21 protein-coding genes are annotated in these 18,936 nt (G+C 71.5%); 18 read left to right on the forward strand and 3 right to left on the reverse strand.

Annotation, left to right across the window (positions count from 1 at the left end; all coding sequences use genetic code 11):
* The first annotated feature begins 1 nt into the window (after position 1).
* The 10 genes from OO60_RS24605 to OO60_RS24650 all read left to right on the forward strand — a co-directional run bounded on the left by OO60_RS24605 (position 2) and on the right by OO60_RS24650 (position 9,491).
* A complete protein-coding gene (locus OO60_RS24605) occupies positions 2–853 on the forward strand; it encodes an MlaE family ABC transporter permease (RefSeq protein WP_003090616.1) in 852 nt (283 codons plus the stop codon).
* Complete coding sequence (locus OO60_RS24610; RefSeq protein WP_003090613.1) at positions 850–2,124, forward strand: MCE family protein; 1,275 nt, start codon at positions 850–852, stop codon at positions 2,122–2,124. Before OO60_RS24605 ends, OO60_RS24610 begins: the two co-directional genes overlap by 4 nt.
* On the forward strand, positions 2,121–3,125 hold the full coding sequence (locus OO60_RS24615; RefSeq protein ID WP_003090611.1) for an MCE family protein: 1,005 nt from the start codon (positions 2,121–2,123) through the stop codon (positions 3,123–3,125). The genes OO60_RS24610 and OO60_RS24615 overlap by 4 nt, the downstream gene beginning before the upstream one ends.
* Positions 3,122–4,120, forward strand: a complete 999-nt coding sequence (locus OO60_RS24620) for an MCE family protein (protein WP_003090609.1) — start codon at positions 3,122–3,124, stop codon at positions 4,118–4,120. The genes OO60_RS24615 and OO60_RS24620 overlap by 4 nt, the downstream gene beginning before the upstream one ends.
* Complete coding sequence (locus OO60_RS24625; protein ID WP_003090605.1) at positions 4,117–5,148, forward strand: MCE family protein; 1,032 nt, start codon at positions 4,117–4,119, stop codon at positions 5,146–5,148. Before OO60_RS24620 ends, OO60_RS24625 begins: the two co-directional genes overlap by 4 nt.
* Positions 5,148–6,230 (forward strand): MCE family protein, encoded by a 1,083-nt coding sequence (locus tag OO60_RS24630; protein WP_003090603.1) that lies wholly within the window; start codon positions 5,148–5,150, stop codon positions 6,228–6,230. The genes OO60_RS24625 and OO60_RS24630 overlap by 1 nt, the downstream gene beginning before the upstream one ends.
* Complete coding sequence (locus OO60_RS24635; RefSeq protein ID WP_003090601.1) at positions 6,230–7,438, forward strand: MCE family protein; 1,209 nt, start codon at positions 6,230–6,232, stop codon at positions 7,436–7,438. The genes OO60_RS24630 and OO60_RS24635 overlap by 1 nt, the downstream gene beginning before the upstream one ends.
* Positions 7,426–7,929, forward strand: coding sequence for a hypothetical protein (locus OO60_RS24640; RefSeq protein ID WP_003090599.1), 504 nt, complete (start codon positions 7,426–7,428; stop codon positions 7,927–7,929). The genes OO60_RS24635 and OO60_RS24640 overlap by 13 nt, the downstream gene beginning before the upstream one ends.
* Positions 7,926–8,777: a hypothetical protein gene (locus OO60_RS48215; RefSeq protein WP_003090597.1), complete on the forward strand. Its 852-nt coding sequence runs from the start codon at positions 7,926–7,928 to the stop codon at positions 8,775–8,777. The genes OO60_RS24640 and OO60_RS48215 overlap by 4 nt, the downstream gene beginning before the upstream one ends.
* A gap of 66 nt (positions 8,778–8,843) precedes the next feature.
* Complete coding sequence (locus OO60_RS24650) at positions 8,844–9,491, forward strand: hypothetical protein (protein ID WP_003090594.1); 648 nt, start codon at positions 8,844–8,846, stop codon at positions 9,489–9,491.
* Positions 9,492–9,535: 44 nt separating this feature from the next.
* On the opposite strand, the gene OO60_RS24655 is transcribed toward OO60_RS24650, so the two are convergent.
* Positions 9,536–10,426 (reverse strand): RCC1 domain-containing protein, encoded by an 891-nt coding sequence (locus OO60_RS24655; RefSeq protein WP_003090592.1) that lies wholly within the window; start codon positions 10,424–10,426, stop codon positions 9,536–9,538.
* Between the two features lie 422 nt (positions 10,427–10,848).
* Here OO60_RS24655 and OO60_RS24660 point away from each other — a divergent pair, with 422 nt between their 5' ends.
* The 6 genes from OO60_RS24660 to OO60_RS45040 all read left to right on the forward strand — a co-directional run bounded on the left by OO60_RS24660 (position 10,849) and on the right by OO60_RS45040 (position 15,408).
* Entirely contained in the window at positions 10,849–11,487 is a 639-nt protein-coding gene (locus OO60_RS24660; protein WP_003090591.1) for a DUF6801 domain-containing protein, read from the forward strand.
* Between the two features lie 85 nt (positions 11,488–11,572).
* Positions 11,573–12,988 carry a DUF6801 domain-containing protein gene (locus OO60_RS24665; protein ID WP_155848930.1) on the forward strand — a complete coding sequence of 472 codons (1,416 nt, stop codon included), beginning with the start codon at positions 11,573–11,575 and terminating at the stop codon, positions 12,986–12,988.
* An 18-nt stretch (positions 12,989–13,006) separates the two neighbouring features.
* Positions 13,007–13,603, forward strand: coding sequence for a DUF6801 domain-containing protein (locus OO60_RS24670; protein ID WP_003090586.1), 597 nt, complete (start codon positions 13,007–13,009; stop codon positions 13,601–13,603).
* A gap of 24 nt (positions 13,604–13,627) precedes the next feature.
* Complete coding sequence (locus OO60_RS24675; protein WP_003090585.1) at positions 13,628–14,215, forward strand: DUF6801 domain-containing protein; 588 nt, start codon at positions 13,628–13,630, stop codon at positions 14,213–14,215.
* A 14-nt stretch (positions 14,216–14,229) separates the two neighbouring features.
* The gene (locus tag OO60_RS24680) at positions 14,230–14,811 is read left to right on the forward strand and encodes a DUF6801 domain-containing protein (RefSeq protein ID WP_003090583.1); all 582 of its coding nucleotides are present in this window, start codon (positions 14,230–14,232) and stop codon (positions 14,809–14,811) included.
* A 15-nt stretch (positions 14,812–14,826) separates the two neighbouring features.
* The gene (locus OO60_RS45040; protein ID WP_003090581.1) at positions 14,827–15,408 is read left to right on the forward strand and encodes a DUF6801 domain-containing protein; all 582 of its coding nucleotides are present in this window, start codon (positions 14,827–14,829) and stop codon (positions 15,406–15,408) included.
* A gap of 39 nt (positions 15,409–15,447) precedes the next feature.
* On the opposite strand, the gene OO60_RS24690 is transcribed toward OO60_RS45040, so the two are convergent.
* Entirely contained in the window at positions 15,448–16,725 is a 1,278-nt protein-coding gene (locus tag OO60_RS24690) for a PucR family transcriptional regulator (RefSeq protein ID WP_033262171.1), read from the reverse strand.
* Positions 16,726–17,037: 312 nt separating this feature from the next.
* Here OO60_RS24690 and OO60_RS24695 point away from each other — a divergent pair, with 312 nt between their 5' ends.
* Positions 17,038–17,733, forward strand: a complete 696-nt coding sequence (locus tag OO60_RS24695) for a hypothetical protein (RefSeq protein WP_003091937.1) — start codon at positions 17,038–17,040, stop codon at positions 17,731–17,733.
* Positions 17,730–18,092, forward strand: coding sequence for a GntR family transcriptional regulator (locus tag OO60_RS24700; protein WP_003091940.1), 363 nt, complete (start codon positions 17,730–17,732; stop codon positions 18,090–18,092). The genes OO60_RS24695 and OO60_RS24700 overlap by 4 nt, the downstream gene beginning before the upstream one ends.
* A 15-nt stretch (positions 18,093–18,107) precedes the next feature.
* Here the strand turns inward: OO60_RS24700 and OO60_RS24705 are convergent, their stop codons facing one another.
* The gene (locus tag OO60_RS24705) at positions 18,108–18,905 is read right to left on the reverse strand and encodes an arginase family protein (protein ID WP_003091942.1); all 798 of its coding nucleotides are present in this window, start codon (positions 18,903–18,905) and stop codon (positions 18,108–18,110) included.
* Positions 18,906–18,936: the final 31 nt, after the last annotated feature.

Genomic DNA, 18,936 nt, shown 5'->3' on the forward strand with positions numbered 1-18,936 from the left:
AGTGACGACCACGGACCTCCCGAGAGCCGCTCGGGTACGCGAGGCCGTCGACCGCCGGTTCGGCTTCCTCGACACCCTCGGCGACCAGATCCTCTTCTTCCTCCGCGCCATCGCGTGGACCCCGCGCGCGCTGCACCGCTACCTGCGCGAAGTCGTCCGCCTGCTGGCCGAGGTGAGCTTCGGCAGCGGCGCGCTGGCCGTCATCGGCGGCACGATCGGCGTGATGATCGGGATGACCGTGGCCACCGGCACGGTCGTCGGCCTCCAGGGCTACTCCGCGCTGAACCAGGTCGGGACGTCGGCGTTCGCCGGGTTCGTCTCCGCCTACTTCAACACGCGCGAGATCGCGCCGCTCGTCTCCGGCCTCGCCCTGAGCGCCACCGTCGGCTGCGGCTTCACCGCGCAGCTCGGCGCGATGCGGATTTCCGAGGAGATCGACGCCCTCGAGGTCATGGGCATCCCGAGCGTCCCATACCTGGTGACGACCCGGGTGATCGCCGGGTTCCTGGCCGTCATCCCGCTCTACGCGATCGGGCTGCTGTCGAGCTACCTCGCCTCGCGCGAAGTCACCGTGTTGTTCTTCGGCCAGTCCGCGGGCACCTACGACCACTACTTCCTGCTGTTCCTGCCCCCCGGCGACGTGCTGTGGTCGTTCGGGAAGGTCCTGGTGTTCAGCGTCGTGGTCGTGCTGGCGCACTGCTACTACGGCTTCCGCGCGAGCGGCGGCCCGGCCGGCGTCGGCGTCGCGGTGGGCCGCGCGGTGCGCACCGCGATCGTCGCGATCAGCGTGCTCGACTTCTTCCTCTCCCTCGCGATCTGGGGCGCGACGACGACCGTGCAGGTGGCCGGATGAGACGCGAAACCCGCCGCAAGGCCGGGGTCCGCACCGCGGGCGTGCTGTTCCTCGTGGTGATGGGCGTGCTGGTGACGCTGTCGATCAAGGTGTACGACAAGGACTTCGTCAGCACGGTCCCGGTGACGCTCAAGGCCAGCCGCATCGGCAACCAGCTGTCCCCGGGCGGCCAGGTCAAGGCCCGCGGCGTGCTCGTCGGCGAAATCCGCGAGGTCCGGGCGACGCCGCAGGGCGCCGAGATAGCGCTTGCGCTCGAACCGGGCAAGGTGGACATGCTGCCGCGCAACGTCTCCGCGTTGCTCGTGCCGAAGACGCTGTTCGGCGAGCGGTACGTCCAGCTGTCCATCCCGGACGGCGTGCGCGCCCCGCACCTGGTCGCCGGCGACGTCATCGAGCAGGACCACTCGGCGAACGCGGTCGAGCTGGAACGGGTCTTCGACAACCTGCTGCCGGTGCTGCAGGCCGTCCAGCCGCAGAAGCTCGCGACGACGCTGACCGCGGTTTCGACCGCCCTCGAAGGCCGCGGCGAGCAGCTCGGGAAGACGATCGGCACGGCCGCCGACTACCTGAAGGACTTCAACCCCGACCTCCCGCAGCTGACCGCGGACCTGCGCGACCTGGCGACGGTCTCGAACCTCTACGGCGACATCGCGCCCGACCTCCTGGACGCGCTCACCGCCTCCGCCGTCACCCTCGGCACGGTCAAGGAGAAGCAGGCCGACCTGGCCGGGGTGTACCAGCAGGTCAGCTCGTCGTCCCAGGACGTCACCGACTTCCTGGCCGCCAACCGGAACAACCTCATCTCCCTGGCCGCCGACAGCCGCGCGCCGCTGGAGATCGCGGCGAAGTACTCCCCCAGCTTCGCCTGCACGATCGGCTCGCTCAACGCACTGAGGAAATCCATGGACAAGGTGCTCGGGGCGGGCACGAGCGAACCCGGCTTCCACGCCGAGGTCGCGGTCCTCCCCGACAGCGGCGCGTACCGGCCCGGCCGGGACGACCCGCGCTTCACCGGCGGCGGCGAGCCGCGGTGCTACCCCTCCGGTGTCTCCCCGACGATCGGCACCGCCGCGGCGGCGCCGGGGACCACCGGGCACCCGCTGCTCACCGGCGGCCAGGGCGACCTCGGGCTCGCGAACTCGCCGCAGGAACAGCAGCTGCTGGCCACGCTGGTCGCGCCGTCGATCGGCGTGCCGACGGCCGAGGTGCCCGGCTGGAGCAGCGTGCTCGTCGGACCGCTCTACCGCGGCACGGAGGTGAAGCTCAAGTGAGGAACATCGCCTCCCCGCTGATCAAGAGCCTCGTCTTCATCGCGGTCACCGCGCTCGCCACGGCGTTGCTGGCCATCTCCATCACCAACTCCGGTGTCGGCGCGACCAAGCGCTACTCCGCGAAGTTCCTCGACGCCACCGCGCTCAACGTCGGCGACGACGTGCGCATCTCCGGCGTCCGCGTCGGCCAGGTCGAGTCGCTCGAAATCGGCGACCGCAACCGGGCGGTGGTCGGGTTCTCCCTCGACCAGGGCCGCCGGCTGCCCGCCGACGTCCGGGCGGTCATCAAGTACCGCAACATGGTCGGCCAGCGGTACGTCGCTCTGGAACGCGGGACCACCGCCACCCGCGAGCAGCTGCCCGAGGGCGCCGAGATCCCGCTGGACCGCACGACACCCGCGCTGGACCTCACCGACCTCTTCAACGGCTTCAAACCGCTGTTCCAGGCGCTGTCGCCGAACGACGTCAACGAGCTCTCCGGCGAGATCGTCCAGGTGCTGCAGGGCGAAGGCGGCACCGTCGAGAGCCTGCTGCAGCACACCGGTTCGCTGACCACCACCCTCGCCGGGCGCGACAAGGTGATCGGCGAGGTGATCGGGAACCTCAACGAGGTGCTCAAGACGGTCAACGGCAAGGGTGACGCGCTGGCGAACCTCGTCTCGACGCTGCGGCAGCTGGTGTCCGGCCTGGCCGGCGACCGGGCCGCGATCGGCGACGCCATCAGCGGGATCGGCGCGCTGACCGAGTCCACCGCCGGGCTGTTCGAGCAGGCCCGCCCGCCGCTGAAGGAGAGCATCACCGGGCTGAAGGAGGTCGCGGGCACGCTGGCCCAGAACCAGTCCGATGTGGACAGTTTCCTGACCAACCTGCCGGTGAAGTTCAACGAAATCGCCCGGACCGCCTCCTACGGCTCCTGGATGAACTTCTTCCTCTGCCGCGCCACGCTCGAAACCACGCCCCAGCGCGGGGTGTACGTCCCGACGCAGAGGTGCGAATCGTGAAGTCCTTCAAGGAGCGCAACCCGATCGTCCTCGGCGTGGCCGGCAGCCTGGCGCTGGCCGCGGTGCTGACCGTCACGCTCAACTACGACAACCTGCCGGTCGTCGGCGGCGGCACCACGTACGAGGCCGAGTTCTCCGAGGCCGCCGGCCTGCAGCCCGACGACGAGGTGCGGATCGCCGGCATCAAGGTCGGCGAGGTCCGGCAGGTGCAGCTCGCCGACGACCACGTCCTGGTCTCGTTCCGGGTCAAGAACGCCTGGATCGGCGACCGCACGTCCGCCGAGATCAAGATCAAGACGTTGCTGGGCCGCAAGTTCCTCGCCCTCAACCCCACCGGCGACGGCGTCCAGGACCCCGGCCTGCCGATCCCGCGGACCCGGACCGTCACGCCCTACGACGTCACCGACGCCTTCAACGGCCTCGCCGGCACCGTGGGCGCGATCGACACCAAGCAGCTCGCGGACAGCTTCACCACGCTGTCGGACACCTTCCGCAACTCCCCCGAGCACGTCCGCAGCGCGCTCGACGGGCTGTCGCAGCTGTCGAAGACGGTGTCCAGCCGCGACAGCCAGATCGCCGAACTGCTGGCCAACGCGCGGAAGCTGACCACGACGCTGGCGAACTCGAACGACGACTTCGAGCAGCTCATCGGCGACGGCAACCTGCTGCTCACCGAGCTCAACCGGCGCCGCGACGCGATCCACGACCTGCTCACCGGCTCGGCTCGGCTGGCCGGCCAGCTCAGCGGGCTCGTCGCGGACAACAACGACCAGCTGAAGCCGGCGCTGCAGGCGCTGAACCAGGTGACCGACCTGCTCAAGCGGCAGAACGACAACCTGACCAAGGGCCTGCAGCTGGCCGGGCCGTACTTCCGGGTGCTCACCAACACGACCGGCAACGGCCGCTGGATCGACGCCTACCTCTGCGGGCTGCTGCCCGAGAACCACGACCCCTGCACCCCGCCGCAGAACCCGATCCCCGGAGGGGCGAAGTGAGCGCGCTGACCACGACCCGCGCCGGCGTCCTGGCGAGCCGGTTCGTCGCCGCCGCCCTGCTGCTCGCCCTCGTCGTGTCCGCGGCGCTGTGGTGGGTGTTCTCCGGCTCCGGCCAGCACCACGTCACGGCGTTCTTCACGCGCGCGGTCGGCGTCTACCCCGGCTCGGACGTGCGCGTGCTCGGCGTCCGGATCGGCCAGGTGGACAAGGTCACCCCGCGCGGCGAGCAGGTGCAGGTGGACCTGAGCGTCGACGGCTCGGTCGGGATCGCCGAGGACACCACGGTCCTGGTGATCGCGCCCAGCGTCGTCGCCGACCGGTACCTCCAGTTCGCCAAGCCCGCCCGCGGCGGGCCGCGGCTGCCGGACGGCGCGACGATCCCGGTCCAGCGCACGGCCACCCCGGTGGAGCTCGACCAGCTCTACGCCAGCCTGGACACGATTTCGAAGGCACTCGGCCCGAACGGCGCCAACTCCCAGGGCGCGCTGTCGGACCTGCTCAAGACGGGCGCGCAGAACCTGCAGGGCAACGGCCGCGCGTTCAACGACAGCGTCCGCAACTTCGCCCAGCTGGCGCGGACACTGGCCGGCAACTCGAGCGACCTGTTCGGGACCGTCGACGAGCTGCAGCAGTTCACCACCATGCTGGCCACCAACGACAACCAGGTCAGCGCCGTCAACCAGCAGCTGGCACAGATCTCGGGCACCCTGGCCGCCGACAGCGGCGACCTGGCCAGGGCCCTCGAAGGCCTCGGCCGTGCGCTCGCCGACGTCCAGGGGTTCATCCACGACAACCGGGGCGCGCTCAAGGCCAATGTGGACAACCTGGTGACGACCACGCGGACCCTCGTCGAGCAGCGCGCGGCGCTGGCCGAAACGCTCGACGACGTCCCGCTCGCGGTGACCAACGTGCTCAACGCGGTCGACCCGGCCACCGGGCGGCTGCGGGGCCGCGGCGCCTTCGACTACTACCTCGAGCCGCTGCCGCTGCCGGTCACCGGGGATGTCTACACGAACGGGGGACGGTGATGAAACGCGTCCTCGCCACCGTGGCGATCGGGTGCCTGACCCTCGCGGGCTGCTCTTCGGGTGAGTTCAAGGGCGTCTACGACCTGCCGCTGCCCGGCGGCGCCGACCTCGGCGACCACCCGTACTCGGTGACCGTGCAGTTCGCCGACGTGCTCGACCTGGTGCCGCAGGCCGCGGTGAAGGTCGGCGACGTGCCGGTGGGCCGGGTCCGCGAGGTCCGGCTGGGCGGCGACGGCTGGACGGCCGAGACAGTCGTGGAGGTCAACGGCGACGTCGTGCTGCCCGCGAACGCCGTGGCGCGGCTGCGGCAGTCCAGCCTGCTCGGCGAGAAGTTCGTCGAGCTGGCCCCGCCGGACGCGGCCGCGAAGCCCGCCGCGGCCGGGCGGCTGGCCAACGGCGCCACGATCACGCTGGACCGGACCAACCGCAACCCCGAGTTCGAGGAGATCTTCGGCGCCCTTTCGCTGCTGCTCAACGGCGGCGGCATCGGGCAGCTGCAGACGATCAACCGCGAGCTGTCGAAGGTGATGGACGGCAACGAAGCGCAGATCCGGTCGTTCCTGTCCGGGGTGGACACCCTGATGACCGATCTGGACGCCCACCGCTCCGACATCACCGAAGCGCTCGACGGGCTGAACCGGCTGTCGGCGACGCTCGAACACCGCCACGAGCAGGTGTCCGGCGCGCTGACCGACCTGACACCCGGGCTGCAGGCGCTGAGCGAACAGCGCACGCAGCTGGTCTCGATGCTGCAGTCGCTGGACCGGCTCTCGACGGTGGCGACCGACGTCGTCGACCGCAGCCGCGACGACATGGTCGCCGACCTGCGCGCCCTCGCCCCGATCCTGGGGCAGCTGGCCGCGGCCGGGAAGAACCTGCCGCAGTCGCTGCAGATGCTGCCGACGTTCCCGTTCCCGGACTCGGTGCTCGGCGCGGTGAAGGGCGACTACATCAACGCCTACGCCTCGATGATCCCGGCACCCGGCGTGCCGCTGCCCCCGCCCGGCCAGGGTGTCCCGCCCGGCCTGCCGACGCTCCCGCTGCCGAGCAGCGGGACCCGGGTCTCCTCCGGAGGCAGCTGATGCTGAGCCGCAGAGTACGCGTCCAGGTCGTCCTGTTCGTCGTGATCGCGCTGGCCACGACGGCGTTCGTGGGCGCCAACTACGCCGGGCTGGGCCGGCTGTTCGGCTCCGGCAGCTACACGGTGAAGTTGGAGCTCGCCGAGGGCGGCGGGCTGTTCACCAACGGCGAGGTGACCTACCGCGGGGTCGCCGTCGGCCGGGTCGGGGAGCTGCGGCTCACCGTCACCGGCATGGAGGCCGACCTGCTGATCGACGACGGCGCCCCGCCGATCCCGGCCGACTCGGCCGCGGTGGTGGCGAACCGCTCGGCGGTCGGCGAGCAGTACGTCGACCTGCAGCCGCGCACGGCCGACGCGCCCTACCTCGACGGCAGCTCGGTGATCCGGCGCGAGTCGACGACGCTGCCGCTGCCGGTGAACAGCCTGCTGACGGACCTGGACTCGTTCACCGCGTCGGTGCCGACCCAGGACCTGCGCACGGTGGTGAACGAGCTCGACGACGCCCTGCGCGGCAGCGGCCCGGACCTGCAGGCGCTGATGGACTCGGCGACGACGTTCACGCAGGAGGCCAGCAACCACCTGCCGCAGACGTCGAAGCTGATCGGCGACGGCGCGACGGTGCTGCGCACCCAGGTCGGCTCCTCGGCGGAGTGGCGCTCGTTCAGCAGCAACGCCCGCGTCTTCGCGGAAGCGCTGGCGAAGTCGGACGGCGACCTGCGCCGGCTGATCGCGAGCGCGCCGCCCGCGGCGTCCGAGCTGAGCGGGCTGCTGAAGGAGAACAACCCCGGCCTGCCGATCCTGCTGGCCAACCTGCTGACGACGGCCCGGGTGTTCGGCACCCGCACGGCGGCGGAGGAGCAGTTCCTGTCGGACACCCCGAAGGCGGTGGCGGCGGTGGGTTCGGCGCTGACCGACTCCGGCGACCAGCTGCGGATGGGCCTGGTGCTCAACTTCAACGGCCCGCCACCGTGCCTGCAGGGTTACGAGGACACCCCGCACCGGCCGAGCACGGACCTTTCGCCGTTGCCGCTGAACACCGACGCGGCGTGCACGCTGCCGTACGGGAACCCGAGCTCGGTGCGCGGCGCGCAGAACGCCCCGCACCCGGCGGTCCCGGCCCCGGCGCTGCCGGGCGGCCTGACGAGCCCGCTGGCGCTCGGAACGCAGGCGACGGCGACGACCCTCGAGGAGGTGCTGTGGCTGCGGTGAAGATCGTCGCGGTGGTGCTGGCGGTGTCGGCGGCGGTGTTCGCGGGCTGGTCGGGCTACGCGTGGTACGCGGCCGCGCACGCTCCTGCGGTGACGTACGGGGTGGCCAGGGACGAGGCGCTGACGACCGGCCGGACGCTGGTGGCGGAGCTGAACACCCTGGACTACCACGACGTGAACGGCGGCCTGGGCCGCTGGCTGTCGGCCTCGACGGGCCCCCTGCACGACCAGCTGGCCCGCACGGACGAGACGACGAAGAAGACCCTGGCGGCGAACGCGACGGTGGCCACGGGCCGCGTGGTGGACGCGGCGCTGAGCGAACTGGACGAGCACGCGGGCACGGCGAAGATGCTGGCCTCGGTGGAGATCACGATGGCGAAGCAGGGAACGGCCCCGGCGGTCAAGCGCAACCGCTTCGCGGCGGCGCTGAGCCGGACACCGGACGGGTGGAAGCTCAGCGCACTGGACCAGCTGCCGGTGGGGGCCCGATGAACCGCGCGAAGACGGTGACGCAGGTGGAGGAGGTTCCGGCGTCGACCGGAGCCGTTAACGCGAACACCGCCGCGGGTTCCGCCACCACGGGTGAGCAGACCGCTCTCGACGGCTCCGCCGCCGAGAGCAATGCGGCGGCGAGCGAACCCGCCGCCGAAACCGGCAGCGCCGCCACCACCGCCGAGAGCGAGGCGGCCGCCGAGGCGACTCGCGCGGCGGCGAGCGAACCCGCCGCCGAGAGCGAGGCGGCCGAGCCTGAAGCCGTCGAAAGCGAGGCCGAGCAGGCCGAGGCCAACCGGGCCGAAGCCGAAGCCACCGAAACCGCCCCCGCCGAGCCGCGTCCGGCCTGGCGCCGCCTGCCCGCGCTCCTCCTCGCCGCCGCCCTCGTCCTCGCCGGGGCCGGTGTCTGGTTCACCCTCGAAGCCCGCTCGACCGCCGCCACTCCCGCCGCCGCCAACCTCGCCCTCACCGATGTCGGTGCCACCGCCGATGTCACCTCTGCCGTCACCCTGGCCGTCAACCGGATCTTCTCCTATTCCTACGACCGGACCGACGTCACCGAAAAGGCCGCCGCCGCCGTCCTGCGCGGGCCGGCCAAGGATTCCTACGACAAGCTCTTCGCCGAAGTCAGACGCAAAGCTCCGGAACAGAAACTCGTGCTCACTTCGCGCGTTTCCGCCATTGCCGTCCAGGAACTCAAGAATGGTCACGCGCGGTTACTCGTCTTTCTCGACCAATCGGCCGTCCGGGCCGACAACAATGCGACCGACACCGCCGCGGCGCAGCTTTCCGTGACCGCGGAGCACAGCTCCGGCGGCTGGGTCATCACCGAGCTCGAACCCCGCTGAAACAGCGCACTTCACCGTTTCCGGGAGCACCCGGAAACGGACGGGAAACGCACAAGGAGGACAACCATGTCCGTGGCAACGCAGCTGAAGAGACTGGCCGTGCTCACGTCGGCGGCGGCCGTCGTGCTCGGCGGGGTGGCCGTGACACCGGCTTCGGCCGACGTCATCGAGATCCCCGTGTCCTACAAGGTGTCCGGCTCCACCACCGTCAAGAAGACCGGCAGCGCCATGAACCTCGGCCCCGGCAGCCTCAAGGGCAACCTCATCATCGACGACCAGACCGGCTCGGTCGGGCTCAGCGCGGACCTGACGCTGCCGCCCGCCCAGGCCGACATCTCCCTGATCGCCGGCCTGTTCCGGATCAAGGCCAAGGTGAAGGTGGTCCCGCTCGGCCCGTCCACCGGCACCCTCGCCGACGGCACGCTGACCGCGCACGCCAAGTCCAACATGGAGATCTCCGACATCTACTTCGGCATCCTCAGCGCCCCGACCATCCCGCTGCCGACCCTGCCGGGCGCCTGCAAGACGAAGACTCCGATCGACATGGACCTGGTCGCGCCGAACATCGACATCACCTCGCCGACGATCACCCTCACCTCGACCTACACGATCCCCGACTTCAACAACTGCTTCCTCGCCGACATCGCGCTCGGTGCCCTGGTTTCCGGTCCGGGCAACACGATTTCCCTCGACCTGACCAGCGACGTCAGCTGACCCACCGGGTGGCGGGCGATCCGCCCGCCACCCGTCCGCCCGTGTCAGCAGGGCGCGTTGACGTTTTCCTTCAGCACGAAGCTGTCGTTGTCCCCGGCGGAGACGGCGAACACCGGCCCGCAGGTCACCGGCTCCGACTCGGTGACGAAGTCCGAGCCCCAGGCGATGATGTCGCCGTTGGTCTTGAAGGCCAGGTTGTGGTTGGACCCGGCGTCGATGCCGGCGACGCCGGACAGCGCCGCGTCCGGGACGTCGGTCTGGTGGTAGTTGTCGCGGCCCCACGCGTAGACGCGGCCGTCCTTGAGCGCCAGGCTGTGGTTGAACCCGGCGGAGATCGCCGTGACCCCCGAGGACAGTCCGGCCGGGACGGTGGCCTGCCCGTAGGCGTTGTTGCCCCAGGCCAGCACCCCGCCGTTCTTGAGGACGAGGTTGTGGTCGCCCCCGGCGGAGATCGCGGTCACGCCGGACTGCGCGGCCGCGGGCACGTCGGTCCGGGTGCCCCAGCTCACCACCTGCCCACCCTGCTTCAGCGCCAGGCTGTGCAGGTTGGACGTCGAGATCGCGATGACGCCGCTGCTCACCGAGGCCGGCAGGGTGGTCTGGCCGTACCAGTTGTTGCCCCAGGCGATGACCTTGCCGTTCTTGAGGGCGAGCTCGTGGCCCCAGCCGGAGGAGATCTGGCCGACCCCGGACTTCGCGTCGGCGGGGATCACGTTGGCGCCCCAGTTGTTCGCGCCCCACGCGAAGACCGCGCCGCTCTGCAGGACCAGCACGGTCGTGCTGCCCGCCGACACCGCGGACACCCCGGACAGCACGTTCGGCGGCGGGACCGTGATGCCGTAGTCCTGCTTCCCCCAGGCGATCACGCCACCGACGGTGTCCGCGGACGCCGCCGGCGCGCACAACGACAGGACGGTCGCCGCCGACACCGTCAATACGGCTCCCCTGAGCGAGACCCGTTCACAACGTGAAGCAAGTGGCACGGTAGCCTCCTTTCTCCGGTTCGTTATCCCAGATTGCTTCGGCAAGATCGCGAATGGTAGACCGTTCTCGGCACCGTTCGGCCACGCGGTGCGTCTTTGTCAAAATCCGATGAAGCCGGCACCGGTCCTGCGCGGGAATGAACAAGAAACCCGAGCCGCCCCGGTGCGGCGGACTGACGATGCCACAAAGCCTTGTTCCGCATTGAACTCGCGAGTAACCTCATTCCCGGCAGATGGACCTCCACCTCGCACGTCGGTGAATTCACGTCCCGCCGCTCGGGGCAATGGGGGCGGGCGAACGTGATCGACAGAGCTACGACGGCGAGCAATCGATCAGCCAAAGCCGAGACTGTACTGAATCAAAGGAGATGGGTATGTCCCGACTCAGCAGGCTGTCCGCCGGAATCGCGACCACCGCTACCGCCGTCGGCGCCATCGCGGTGCTGACCGCCGGCACCGCGGCCGCCGCCACGGTCACCTACACCGCCGGCGGCACCACGCCCCTGACCTACACCTGCTCGTTCCCGGGCATCACGCCGCAGCCGGTCCTCGTCACCTCGCACCTGGACGCCGAGGACACCGTCGCCACCGGTGGCACCCTCACCCCGGCCAACGTGGGCGGCTCCGCGACGATCAGCGCCGGTGTCCACGCGCTGCTCACCGCGGTCGGCTACGACGGCATCCGCGGCACCGCCGCGGTGCCGGTGACCGTGGCGCGGGGCACGCTGTCGCAGTCGGCGGCCACCGGGCTGAACATCCCGGAGACCATCTACCCGGCCGGCGGCCCGATCACGGTGAACATCTCGCAGGTCGCGACGTCCACCGTGCCGACCTACACCGCGCCGTCGACGGCGGGCCCCGACACGCTGTCCATGGGCAACACGGTCACGGCAAGCCTCGAGTTCCACAAGAAGGCCACCAACACCTGGACGCCGTGGGCGATGAACTGCACCCTGAAGGTCACCAGCCCGGCGCAGAACACCGCGTTCAGCCCGAGCATCACCGTCTCCTGACGCCGGTTCCCGGTGCGGGTCCCCTCGCGAGAGGGGCCCGCACCGGGTTTTCCGATTTCCGCACCACGAGCTCCCAGGGAAACCGATGCCACGTCGAGTCCGGCCCCGCTCCGTCACGGTGACCGCGCTGGCCGCCGCCGGCCTGCTGTCCGCGGCCAACGGCGCACTGACCGGGGTCGGTTCGGCCGCGCCCGGTCCCGCGGTCCCGCCCGACACCCAGGCGAGCGCGTCGGTCTCGGTGCACTGCCCGTTCGCCGACCCGCTCGGCCCGCGCGCGCTCACCGTCGAGACGACGGCGACGCTGCCCGCGCAGGCGAAGACCGGCACGTCGGCGACGATCGGCGCCTACTCCGTCAAGCTGAGCCTCCCCCGCGACGTCGCGCTCTCGTTCCTGCCCGCGGGCACCACCACCGGTTCGCTGCGCGGAGCGCTGCAGCTCGACCTCGCCGTCCACCAGGACGACCGCTCGGACAAGGTCCCGGTCTCCCTCGTCGTGGCCCCGGCCCCGCTGCCGGAGACCGGTGACGTCGTGCTGACCGCGACCGGCACCGTGCCGGAGATCGCGATCAACACCGTCGGCGCCGTCACCTTCGAAGTCACCGCACCGGTCCTCACGCTCGAAGCCGTCCCGGCGGCCGGCGCGCCCGCGGCCACCACCGCGCCGCCGAAGGTCGCGTGCACCCTGGACGAGGGCCAGCAGGCCACGCTGGGGAAGATCCTCGTGCTGCCCAAGGCGTTGCCGGGCACCAAGCAGCAGGCCGCCGCCGGCGGCGGCGTGAAGACCCTGGACGACGAGCCGCCCCCCAACGTGTACACCCAGCCGCTCGGCCTGGTCAGCGTCCTCACGAAGTCGACGGTCAAGAAGCTGGGGGCCACCGTCCTCGCGAACCCGTCCATCCTGGTCAACGGGTTCATCAACGTGAACATCGACACCGGTGACTCGTGGGTCACCGGCTCGACCGCGTTCAGCCCGGTCACGGCGACCTTCCTCGGCTTCGGGTTCGTGCCGGTGAGCGCGACGGTCGAGTTCCTGCCGGTCGAGTACGAGACCCAGCGGATGATCGACTTCACCGGCAACCTGTACACCGATCCGGTCACCCAGCTCCCTTCCCTGCACGCGGATCTGCGGGTGATGGCCCGGATGAGCCACGCCGAGATCAACGGCGTCCCGCTCGACCTCGGCGCCGACTGCGTGACGAAGGACGCGGTGCACCTCGTCCTGGACGGCCCGTACGAGGCGTTCGGCGTCGGGCACGTCAGCACCGAGCCGAACGGCGGTTTCACGCTGCCGGGCTTCAAGGGCTGCAGCAGCGGCGGGCAGGACCTGAACCCGCTGCTCGACGGCATCAGCTCGGGCCCGGGCAACCAGGCCTACGTCGACACCTACAACCTGGTCGGCTGCACCGAACCCGACCCCGCCAGCTGCCCGCCCGAGTCCTACCCGCCGGCGCCGGGCTCGCAGAGCGCGGCCGCGAAGAAGGCGGCCACGAAACCGAGGTAGCGCACCCCTGGAGGGCACATGGGATTCCGCCGTTTCCTGACCGCGTCCACCGCGACGGTGCTCGTCCTCGCCGGGACCGCCGGGCCGGCCCGCGCGGCCACGACGTACGACACCCCTCCCGGCGGTGTGCTCTACAACTGCACGTTCCCGGGGGTCGGGCCGCAGCCGGTGACCGCGGTGGCGGAGTTCACCGGCCCGGACGGTGTCGCGGCCGGCAGCACCTTCCCGATCACCGGCATCTCCGGGACGATCTACCTCGGCACCACCACGCGAAACCTGATGCGGGCCCTCGGCTACGACGGCGTCCGCGGCACCGGGATGGTCCCGGTGACCGCGTCGAACGCCACCCTGGACTCGAGCACCGGCGGGACGATCCCGGAGCAGTACTGGCCCCCGCTGACCGGGACCATCGGGTTCGCCGCCGGCTCCGAGTCGTTCGTGGCGGGCGGCCCCGGCGTGATCGTGTTCGGCACGGGCACGCCGTTCTCCTTGACCCTGCAGTTCCACCGGGCGCCCAACAACACCTGGACGACGGCGTGGGTGTCGAGTTGCACCCTGAAGGTGACCAGCCCGGCGCAGAACACCTTGTTCTCACCGGACCTGCTGGTGACCTGACCACCACGAAACCGAGGGGGAACGATGAGGATCGGAACAGCTGTCGCGGCGGCTCTGCTCGTCACCGGCGTGACAACGGGAACGGCGTCGGCGGCACCGGTGAACCCGCAGACCGGCACGCTGACCTACACGTGCACCTACCCCGGCCTCGCGCCGCAGGCTTCGACGTTCACCGGCTCGTTCACGGCCGAAGACACGGTGCCGCCGGGTGGCACCTTCACCCTCACCGGCGTGTTCCTGAGCCACGTCATGTCCCCGGCGCTGCGCTCCCTGTTCACCGCCGCCGGCTACGACGCGGTCCAGGGTTCGTTCGGCGCCACGATCACCGCCACGAACGCGACTCCGGCCACCGCGATCATCTCGGGCGGCTTCCCCGAGCAGCCGGTCCCGACGACCGGCGGCCTGACGTTCCCCGAATCCGCGGGCGACCTGACCTTCACCGCCGGCGCGGCGGGGTCGATCGGGTTCGCGCTGGGCGTGCAGGTCTCCGAAACCCTCCAGTTCCACCAGAAAAGGTCGGGTACGTGGGTCGCCTGGTCTTCGAACTGCACGCTGAAGGCGACCAGCCCGGCGCAGAACCGGGCGTTCCAGCCGGACATCGCGATCTTCTGACCCCGGAGGCACCGATGAGATTCGGAACGGCGCTCGCGGCGGCCCTGCTCGTCACGGGCCTGGCGGCGGGCACGGCCCACGCGGGCACGGTGACCCTGCAGACCGGCACCGTGCCCTACCGCTGCAGCTACCCCGGCGCCGGCCTGCAGAACACGACCTTCGCCGCGTCCTTCTCGACCGACGACGTGGTCGCGGCGGGCAGCACCATCACCCTCCGGAACGTGAGCCTGACCCAGGTCTTGCCGTCGCCACTGCGTGCGCTCCTGGCGAGCCTGGGCTACGACGGGATCCGGGGTGTGCTCAACGCCTCGATCACCGCGGCGAACGCGTACCCGGACGCTCCGATCTCGGGGATCCTGGCCGAGCAGACGATCCCCGCCAGTGGCCCGATGACGTTCCACGTGGCGGCCGGGGACGTCACCACCGGCGCGGGCCTGGCCGGAACGATCGAGTTTTCCCTGAGCGCACAGCTCGGGGAGAACCTGGAGTTCCGCAAGAAGGCGACCGGGACCTGGGTCGCGTGGTCGTCGGCGTGCCGGGTGGCGGTGCCCGTCCCGCCCGGCGCGGTGTTCCAGCCGGACATCGTGATCTCCTGACGCAGGAAGGAAACCATGCGCGTCTTCCGCAGTCTGTCACTGGCGCTCGCCACGACGGCCGCGCTCGCCGGGGCGGCCGCCCCCGCCCACGCGAGCACGGCGTTCCACGTCGATTCCGCCGGCTACACCTGCCAGTTCCCCGACGGTTCGCCGCAGACGGCGACCTTGACCGCCGGGTTCACCGGTCCGGACACCGTCGCTCCCGGGGCCGCCTTCGGGCTCTCGGACGTTTCCGGCAGCGTCACGCTTTCCCCGGCCGCGTCGGCGTGGCTGACCGGCCGGGGCATCGACGGCCTCCTGGGCGGGCGGGTCGCGGTCTTCGTCGAAGCGGTGAACGGGCCCCGGTCGACCGACAACCCGCCGGCCGCGACGAACAAACCGGCGACGTGGGGTCCCGGCCCGGTCGTGGTCGAGTTCGCCGGCGGGCGGTCGTCGCACACCGCCGGCGCCTCGGGCACGATCACGTTCACCCCGGGTCAGCTCATCCTCCTGCTGTCCCTGCACCGGCCGGACGGCACACCCACGTTCTACTCGGTGATCTGCCGGCCGCCGGCCGGCCAGGACGCCGCGTTCACCCCGGCCCTGCCGATCACCTGACCCGGCGGGGGCCGCCCCGCACCGGGGCGGCACCCGCGGTCAGCTGGAAGTCCACTGTGGACGGGAGCCGCCCGACCGCGGCGACGGCAGCAGGTCGCTGACCGGGTACCGCAGCGGCAGCGGGGCCGCGCCGGCCCGCAGCGCCAGCTCCATCTCGAACCGCGCCGACGGGTCGCGCAGGCTCTCGCCGAACGTCGCCTGCAGCTGGCGCATGCGGTAGCGGACCGTCTGCGGGTGGACGCCGAGGCGCTCGGCGATCTCCACCACGTTGCCCTGGCTGTCCAGCCACGCCCGCAGCGTCTCCAGCAGCCGTTCCTGCTGCTTGCCCGTCATGTCCGCCAGCGGGGCGAACAGGCGGTGCCGCAGCGTGCCGACCAGGCCCGTGTCGCTGTTGACCAGCAGGGTCGCGAGGTGCTCCTCCGCGCGCAGCACCGGGCGGGCCGCCAGGACGCCGCGCTCGGCCAGCTGGAGCGCGTTCCGGGCCCAGCGCAGGGAATCCGCCACCGAGGCGAGCGGGACGCACGGGCCGATCGACAGGCGGCAGTCCGGCAGGGCCACCTGCAGCGCCGCCAGGCGGGCGCCGCTCAGTTCACCGGGGACGACCAGTTTCGGGTCAGCGGTGTCGAGTTCGGCGAGGACGTCGGCGTCCAGCCCGGCGTGGCGGCGGGCCGGGGCGACGCCGCCGGCCGGGCAGACCGCCACCGGCGTCGCGTCCGACGGCACCGGCCAGCCGATCAGCTGGGCCAGCTCGGCAATCGCTTTCGGCGACGCGGGCGGCGTCTCGAGGATCAGGTGCAGCAGCTTGCGGCGCCAGGTGTCCAGCGCGCCCGCCGTGCGCGCCTTGGCCTCCAGGTAGCCGTCGAGCGCGACCGAGGCCAGCTCGTCCATGAACGCCAGCATCGCGTCGGCCAGCTGCGACATCACCGCCGAGGAAAGCCCGCTCCGCCGCCCGACGCGCATGATCCGCCGCCACGACACCCGCGCGCCGACGCGGTAGGCCGACTGCAGCGTGTCGAGGCTGCGGCCTTCGCGCATTTCGTTCTGCCCCAGCCGGTGGTGCACTTCGTGGGACTGTTCCTTCGAGACGGTCGGGTCGGCGATCTGCGCGACGAACAACGTGATCGCGTACTCGACGCCGGCCCGGATCGACTTGCCGTAGGGCCCGTCGAGCGGGCGGGCGTAGGCCGGGATGGTCGCGCGGATTTCTTCGACGATTTCGGCAGCGAGACTGGCCAGCTCCGGGCGCAGGATGTCAGCGAGCTTGCGGGGCAGTGCGGCGGGCGGCGCAGCGTGTTCGAATCCGCGCTCCACCGACATCGCAGCTCCTTCGCTCCGCCCCGGGAATCCGGCCGCGGAGCACCCGCGACCGGGCACCCCGCGCCTGTTGCGGGGTGACAACGAGCACATCGAAAAACCAACGCCAAACGTGTCACGTCCGTGAAAGAAAACCGATTTCTTGTCACGCGGATGACAAATTTTGCCGGGCGGGGCTGCGATCGGCTGACAAACGTCCCGCCGAGTGCACCGGAACGTGCGTGCGAACGGACGAACGGCGTAACGAGCGCCCCGCGCTGCGGTTACGCAGCCCTCTTGTATCATGTGGTTGATACAAGCTTCGGGAGGTACGGCATGCCGTGGGACAACGTGCTCGCTGTCGCGCTCTTCACGGGCCTGATCGGGCTGGCGATCCTGATCGTGCTCTGGCCGGGCGAGAAGCACGGTAAGCGCTTGCTGGAACGCTGGGGCGTGGCCGAGCCGGGTGATGGCGAGGTCGCGCTGGCCGTCCGGTACCTCAAGCGGCGCCGGTTCTGGTACCCCTGGCTCTTCATCGCGATCCCGCCGCTGCTCGACGAGGCCGGCGCGGGCACGATCGTCGTCACGCTGCTGCTGGGCGGCCTGATCGCCGAGCTGCTGGCGCAGCGCCCGGCCCGCGGCCCGCGCCGGGAGGCCGTGCTGGCCCCGCGGACGCTGCGGGACGTCGTCCCGGCGTGGGTGCTGGTCCTCGGCGGGCTGGCGGCCGCGGGGGCGCTGGTGCACCTGGGGCTGACGGCCCAGTGGAAGCTGCTGGCGGTGGCCGCGGGCACGGCGGTGGTGTGCGCGGCGATCGTCCTGCTCGCGGTGCGCCGCCCGGCGGTCGGCGAGCCGCGCACCGACCGGGCGCTGCGCAGCCGCAGCGCCCGGGTGGCGATCGGGCTGGGCATCGGTGCGTGCACGGCGATCGGCTGGCCGGCCGGCGACTTCGGGTCGTTCCTGGTCGTCGTGGCCGGCCTGGCGGCGTTCCTGGCGGTCACGGCCCCGGTGAAACGGCAGCCGGCCGCGGCGTGAAGATCGTCATCGACACCGAGACCGGCCTGGCACCGTGGCGGCAGGTGCACGATCAGGTGGTCCGCGCGGTCACGACGGGGGCGCTGCCCGAGGGCACCCGGCTGCCCCCGATCCGCCAGCTGGCCCGGGACCTGGGCCTGGCGTCGGGCACGGTGGCCCGGGCCTACCGCGAACTGGAGGCGGCGGGCTGGGTGACGACGGCCCGCGCCCGCGGCACGGTGGTGACGATCCCGCCGAGCCGCCCGGACCCCGGCGCCCTGCTGCGTTCCGCTGCCGCGGACTTCGCGACGACGGCCCGCGACCTCGGCGCCGACCTGGACACCGCCCTCGACGCCGTCCGCTCCGCCTACCGCTCGTGAGTGAGAAACAGTGTTCTAACCCTGTTTCCCACTCACGAGCAGGCGGCCGATCGCGGACAGGACAGGCTCCAGGACCTCGACCTCGCGCGGTGTCCCCACGCACTCCGTGATCCCGGCGCCGACCACCTCGAACCGCGCCAGCGCGTCGAGCTCCGCGACCAGGCGCTCGATCGTCCAGCCGTCGGGCTCCGGGTAGTTCAGCCCCGGGAACTCCGCCGGGTCCAGCACGTCCAGGTCCACGTGCACGTACAGCCGCTCCACGCCGGCCAGGGAGCCGAGCGACTCGACCACCAGCCCCCGGGCCACCGCCGCCCGCTCCTCCGGGTCGAACACCCGCGTTCCGGCGAGAGCGACGTTGCCGGGCGTCAACGCCGGGTCCGCCGCGAACTGCGGGTCGCCCTCCCCGAACAGCGACCGCAGCACCATCCCGTGGAACGCGCCCGACGGCGACGAATCCGCCGTGTTCAGGTCCGGGTGGGCGTCGAACCACGCGACGCCGAGCCCGGGCCCGTACCGGAACCGCGCGACCCCGATCGGGACCAGCTCGACACCGCAGTCGCCGCCGATGGTCAGGACCGGCCCACCCGGAGCCTCCAGGGCGGCCAGCTGGGCCGCGCGGTTCGGGCCGGTCAGCACGGCACGGGACGCGATCCCGCCGTCCACTTCGGACACCGCGCGCGTCTGGCGGACGTGGTGGACGGGCCGGCCGAGCACGTGCCCGGCCAGCTCCGCCAGCGCCAGACAGCCGTCCGGCAACTCCGCCGCGCGCGGCCCCACCGCGCCCTGCCGCTGCGGTACCGCGTTGATCAGCATCCGCCGAGCGTATCGCGGCCGCTCCGCGGTC

The sequence above is a fragment of the Amycolatopsis vancoresmycina genome, from assembly GCF_000716785.1.
Lineage (GTDB): Bacteria > Actinomycetota > Actinomycetes > Mycobacteriales > Pseudonocardiaceae > Amycolatopsis > Amycolatopsis vancoresmycina.

Excerpts from the sequence above, each read along its gene's own strand:
- OO60_RS24610 (WP_003090613.1), top strand. The coding sequence starts at position 850 with ATGAGACGCGAAACCCGCCGCAAGGCCGGGGTCCGCACCGCGGGCGTG.
- OO60_RS24630 (WP_003090603.1), top strand. The coding sequence starts at position 5,148 with ATGAAACGCGTCCTCGCCACCGTGGCGATCGGGTGCCTGACCCTCGCG.
- OO60_RS24635 (WP_003090601.1), top strand. The coding sequence starts at position 6,230 with ATGCTGAGCCGCAGAGTACGCGTCCAGGTCGTCCTGTTCGTCGTGATC.
- OO60_RS48215 (WP_003090597.1), top strand. The coding sequence starts at position 7,926 with ATGAACCGCGCGAAGACGGTGACGCAGGTGGAGGAGGTTCCGGCGTCG.
- OO60_RS24650 (WP_003090594.1), top strand. The coding sequence starts at position 8,844 with ATGTCCGTGGCAACGCAGCTGAAGAGACTGGCCGTGCTCACGTCGGCG.
- OO60_RS24660 (WP_003090591.1), top strand. The coding sequence starts at position 10,849 with ATGTCCCGACTCAGCAGGCTGTCCGCCGGAATCGCGACCACCGCTACC.
- OO60_RS24665 (WP_155848930.1), top strand. The coding sequence starts at position 11,573 with ATGCCACGTCGAGTCCGGCCCCGCTCCGTCACGGTGACCGCGCTGGCC.
- OO60_RS24670 (WP_003090586.1), top strand. The coding sequence starts at position 13,007 with ATGGGATTCCGCCGTTTCCTGACCGCGTCCACCGCGACGGTGCTCGTC.
- OO60_RS24675 (WP_003090585.1), top strand. The coding sequence starts at position 13,628 with ATGAGGATCGGAACAGCTGTCGCGGCGGCTCTGCTCGTCACCGGCGTG.
- OO60_RS24680 (WP_003090583.1), top strand. The coding sequence starts at position 14,230 with ATGAGATTCGGAACGGCGCTCGCGGCGGCCCTGCTCGTCACGGGCCTG.
- OO60_RS45040 (WP_003090581.1), top strand. The coding sequence starts at position 14,827 with ATGCGCGTCTTCCGCAGTCTGTCACTGGCGCTCGCCACGACGGCCGCG.
- OO60_RS24690 (WP_033262171.1), bottom strand. The coding sequence starts at position 16,725 with ATGTCGGTGGAGCGCGGATTCGAACACGCTGCGCCGCCCGCCGCACTG.
- OO60_RS24695 (WP_003091937.1), top strand. The coding sequence starts at position 17,038 with ATGCCGTGGGACAACGTGCTCGCTGTCGCGCTCTTCACGGGCCTGATC.
- OO60_RS24705 (WP_003091942.1), bottom strand. The coding sequence starts at position 18,905 with ATGCTGATCAACGCGGTACCGCAGCGGCAGGGCGCGGTGGGGCCGCGC.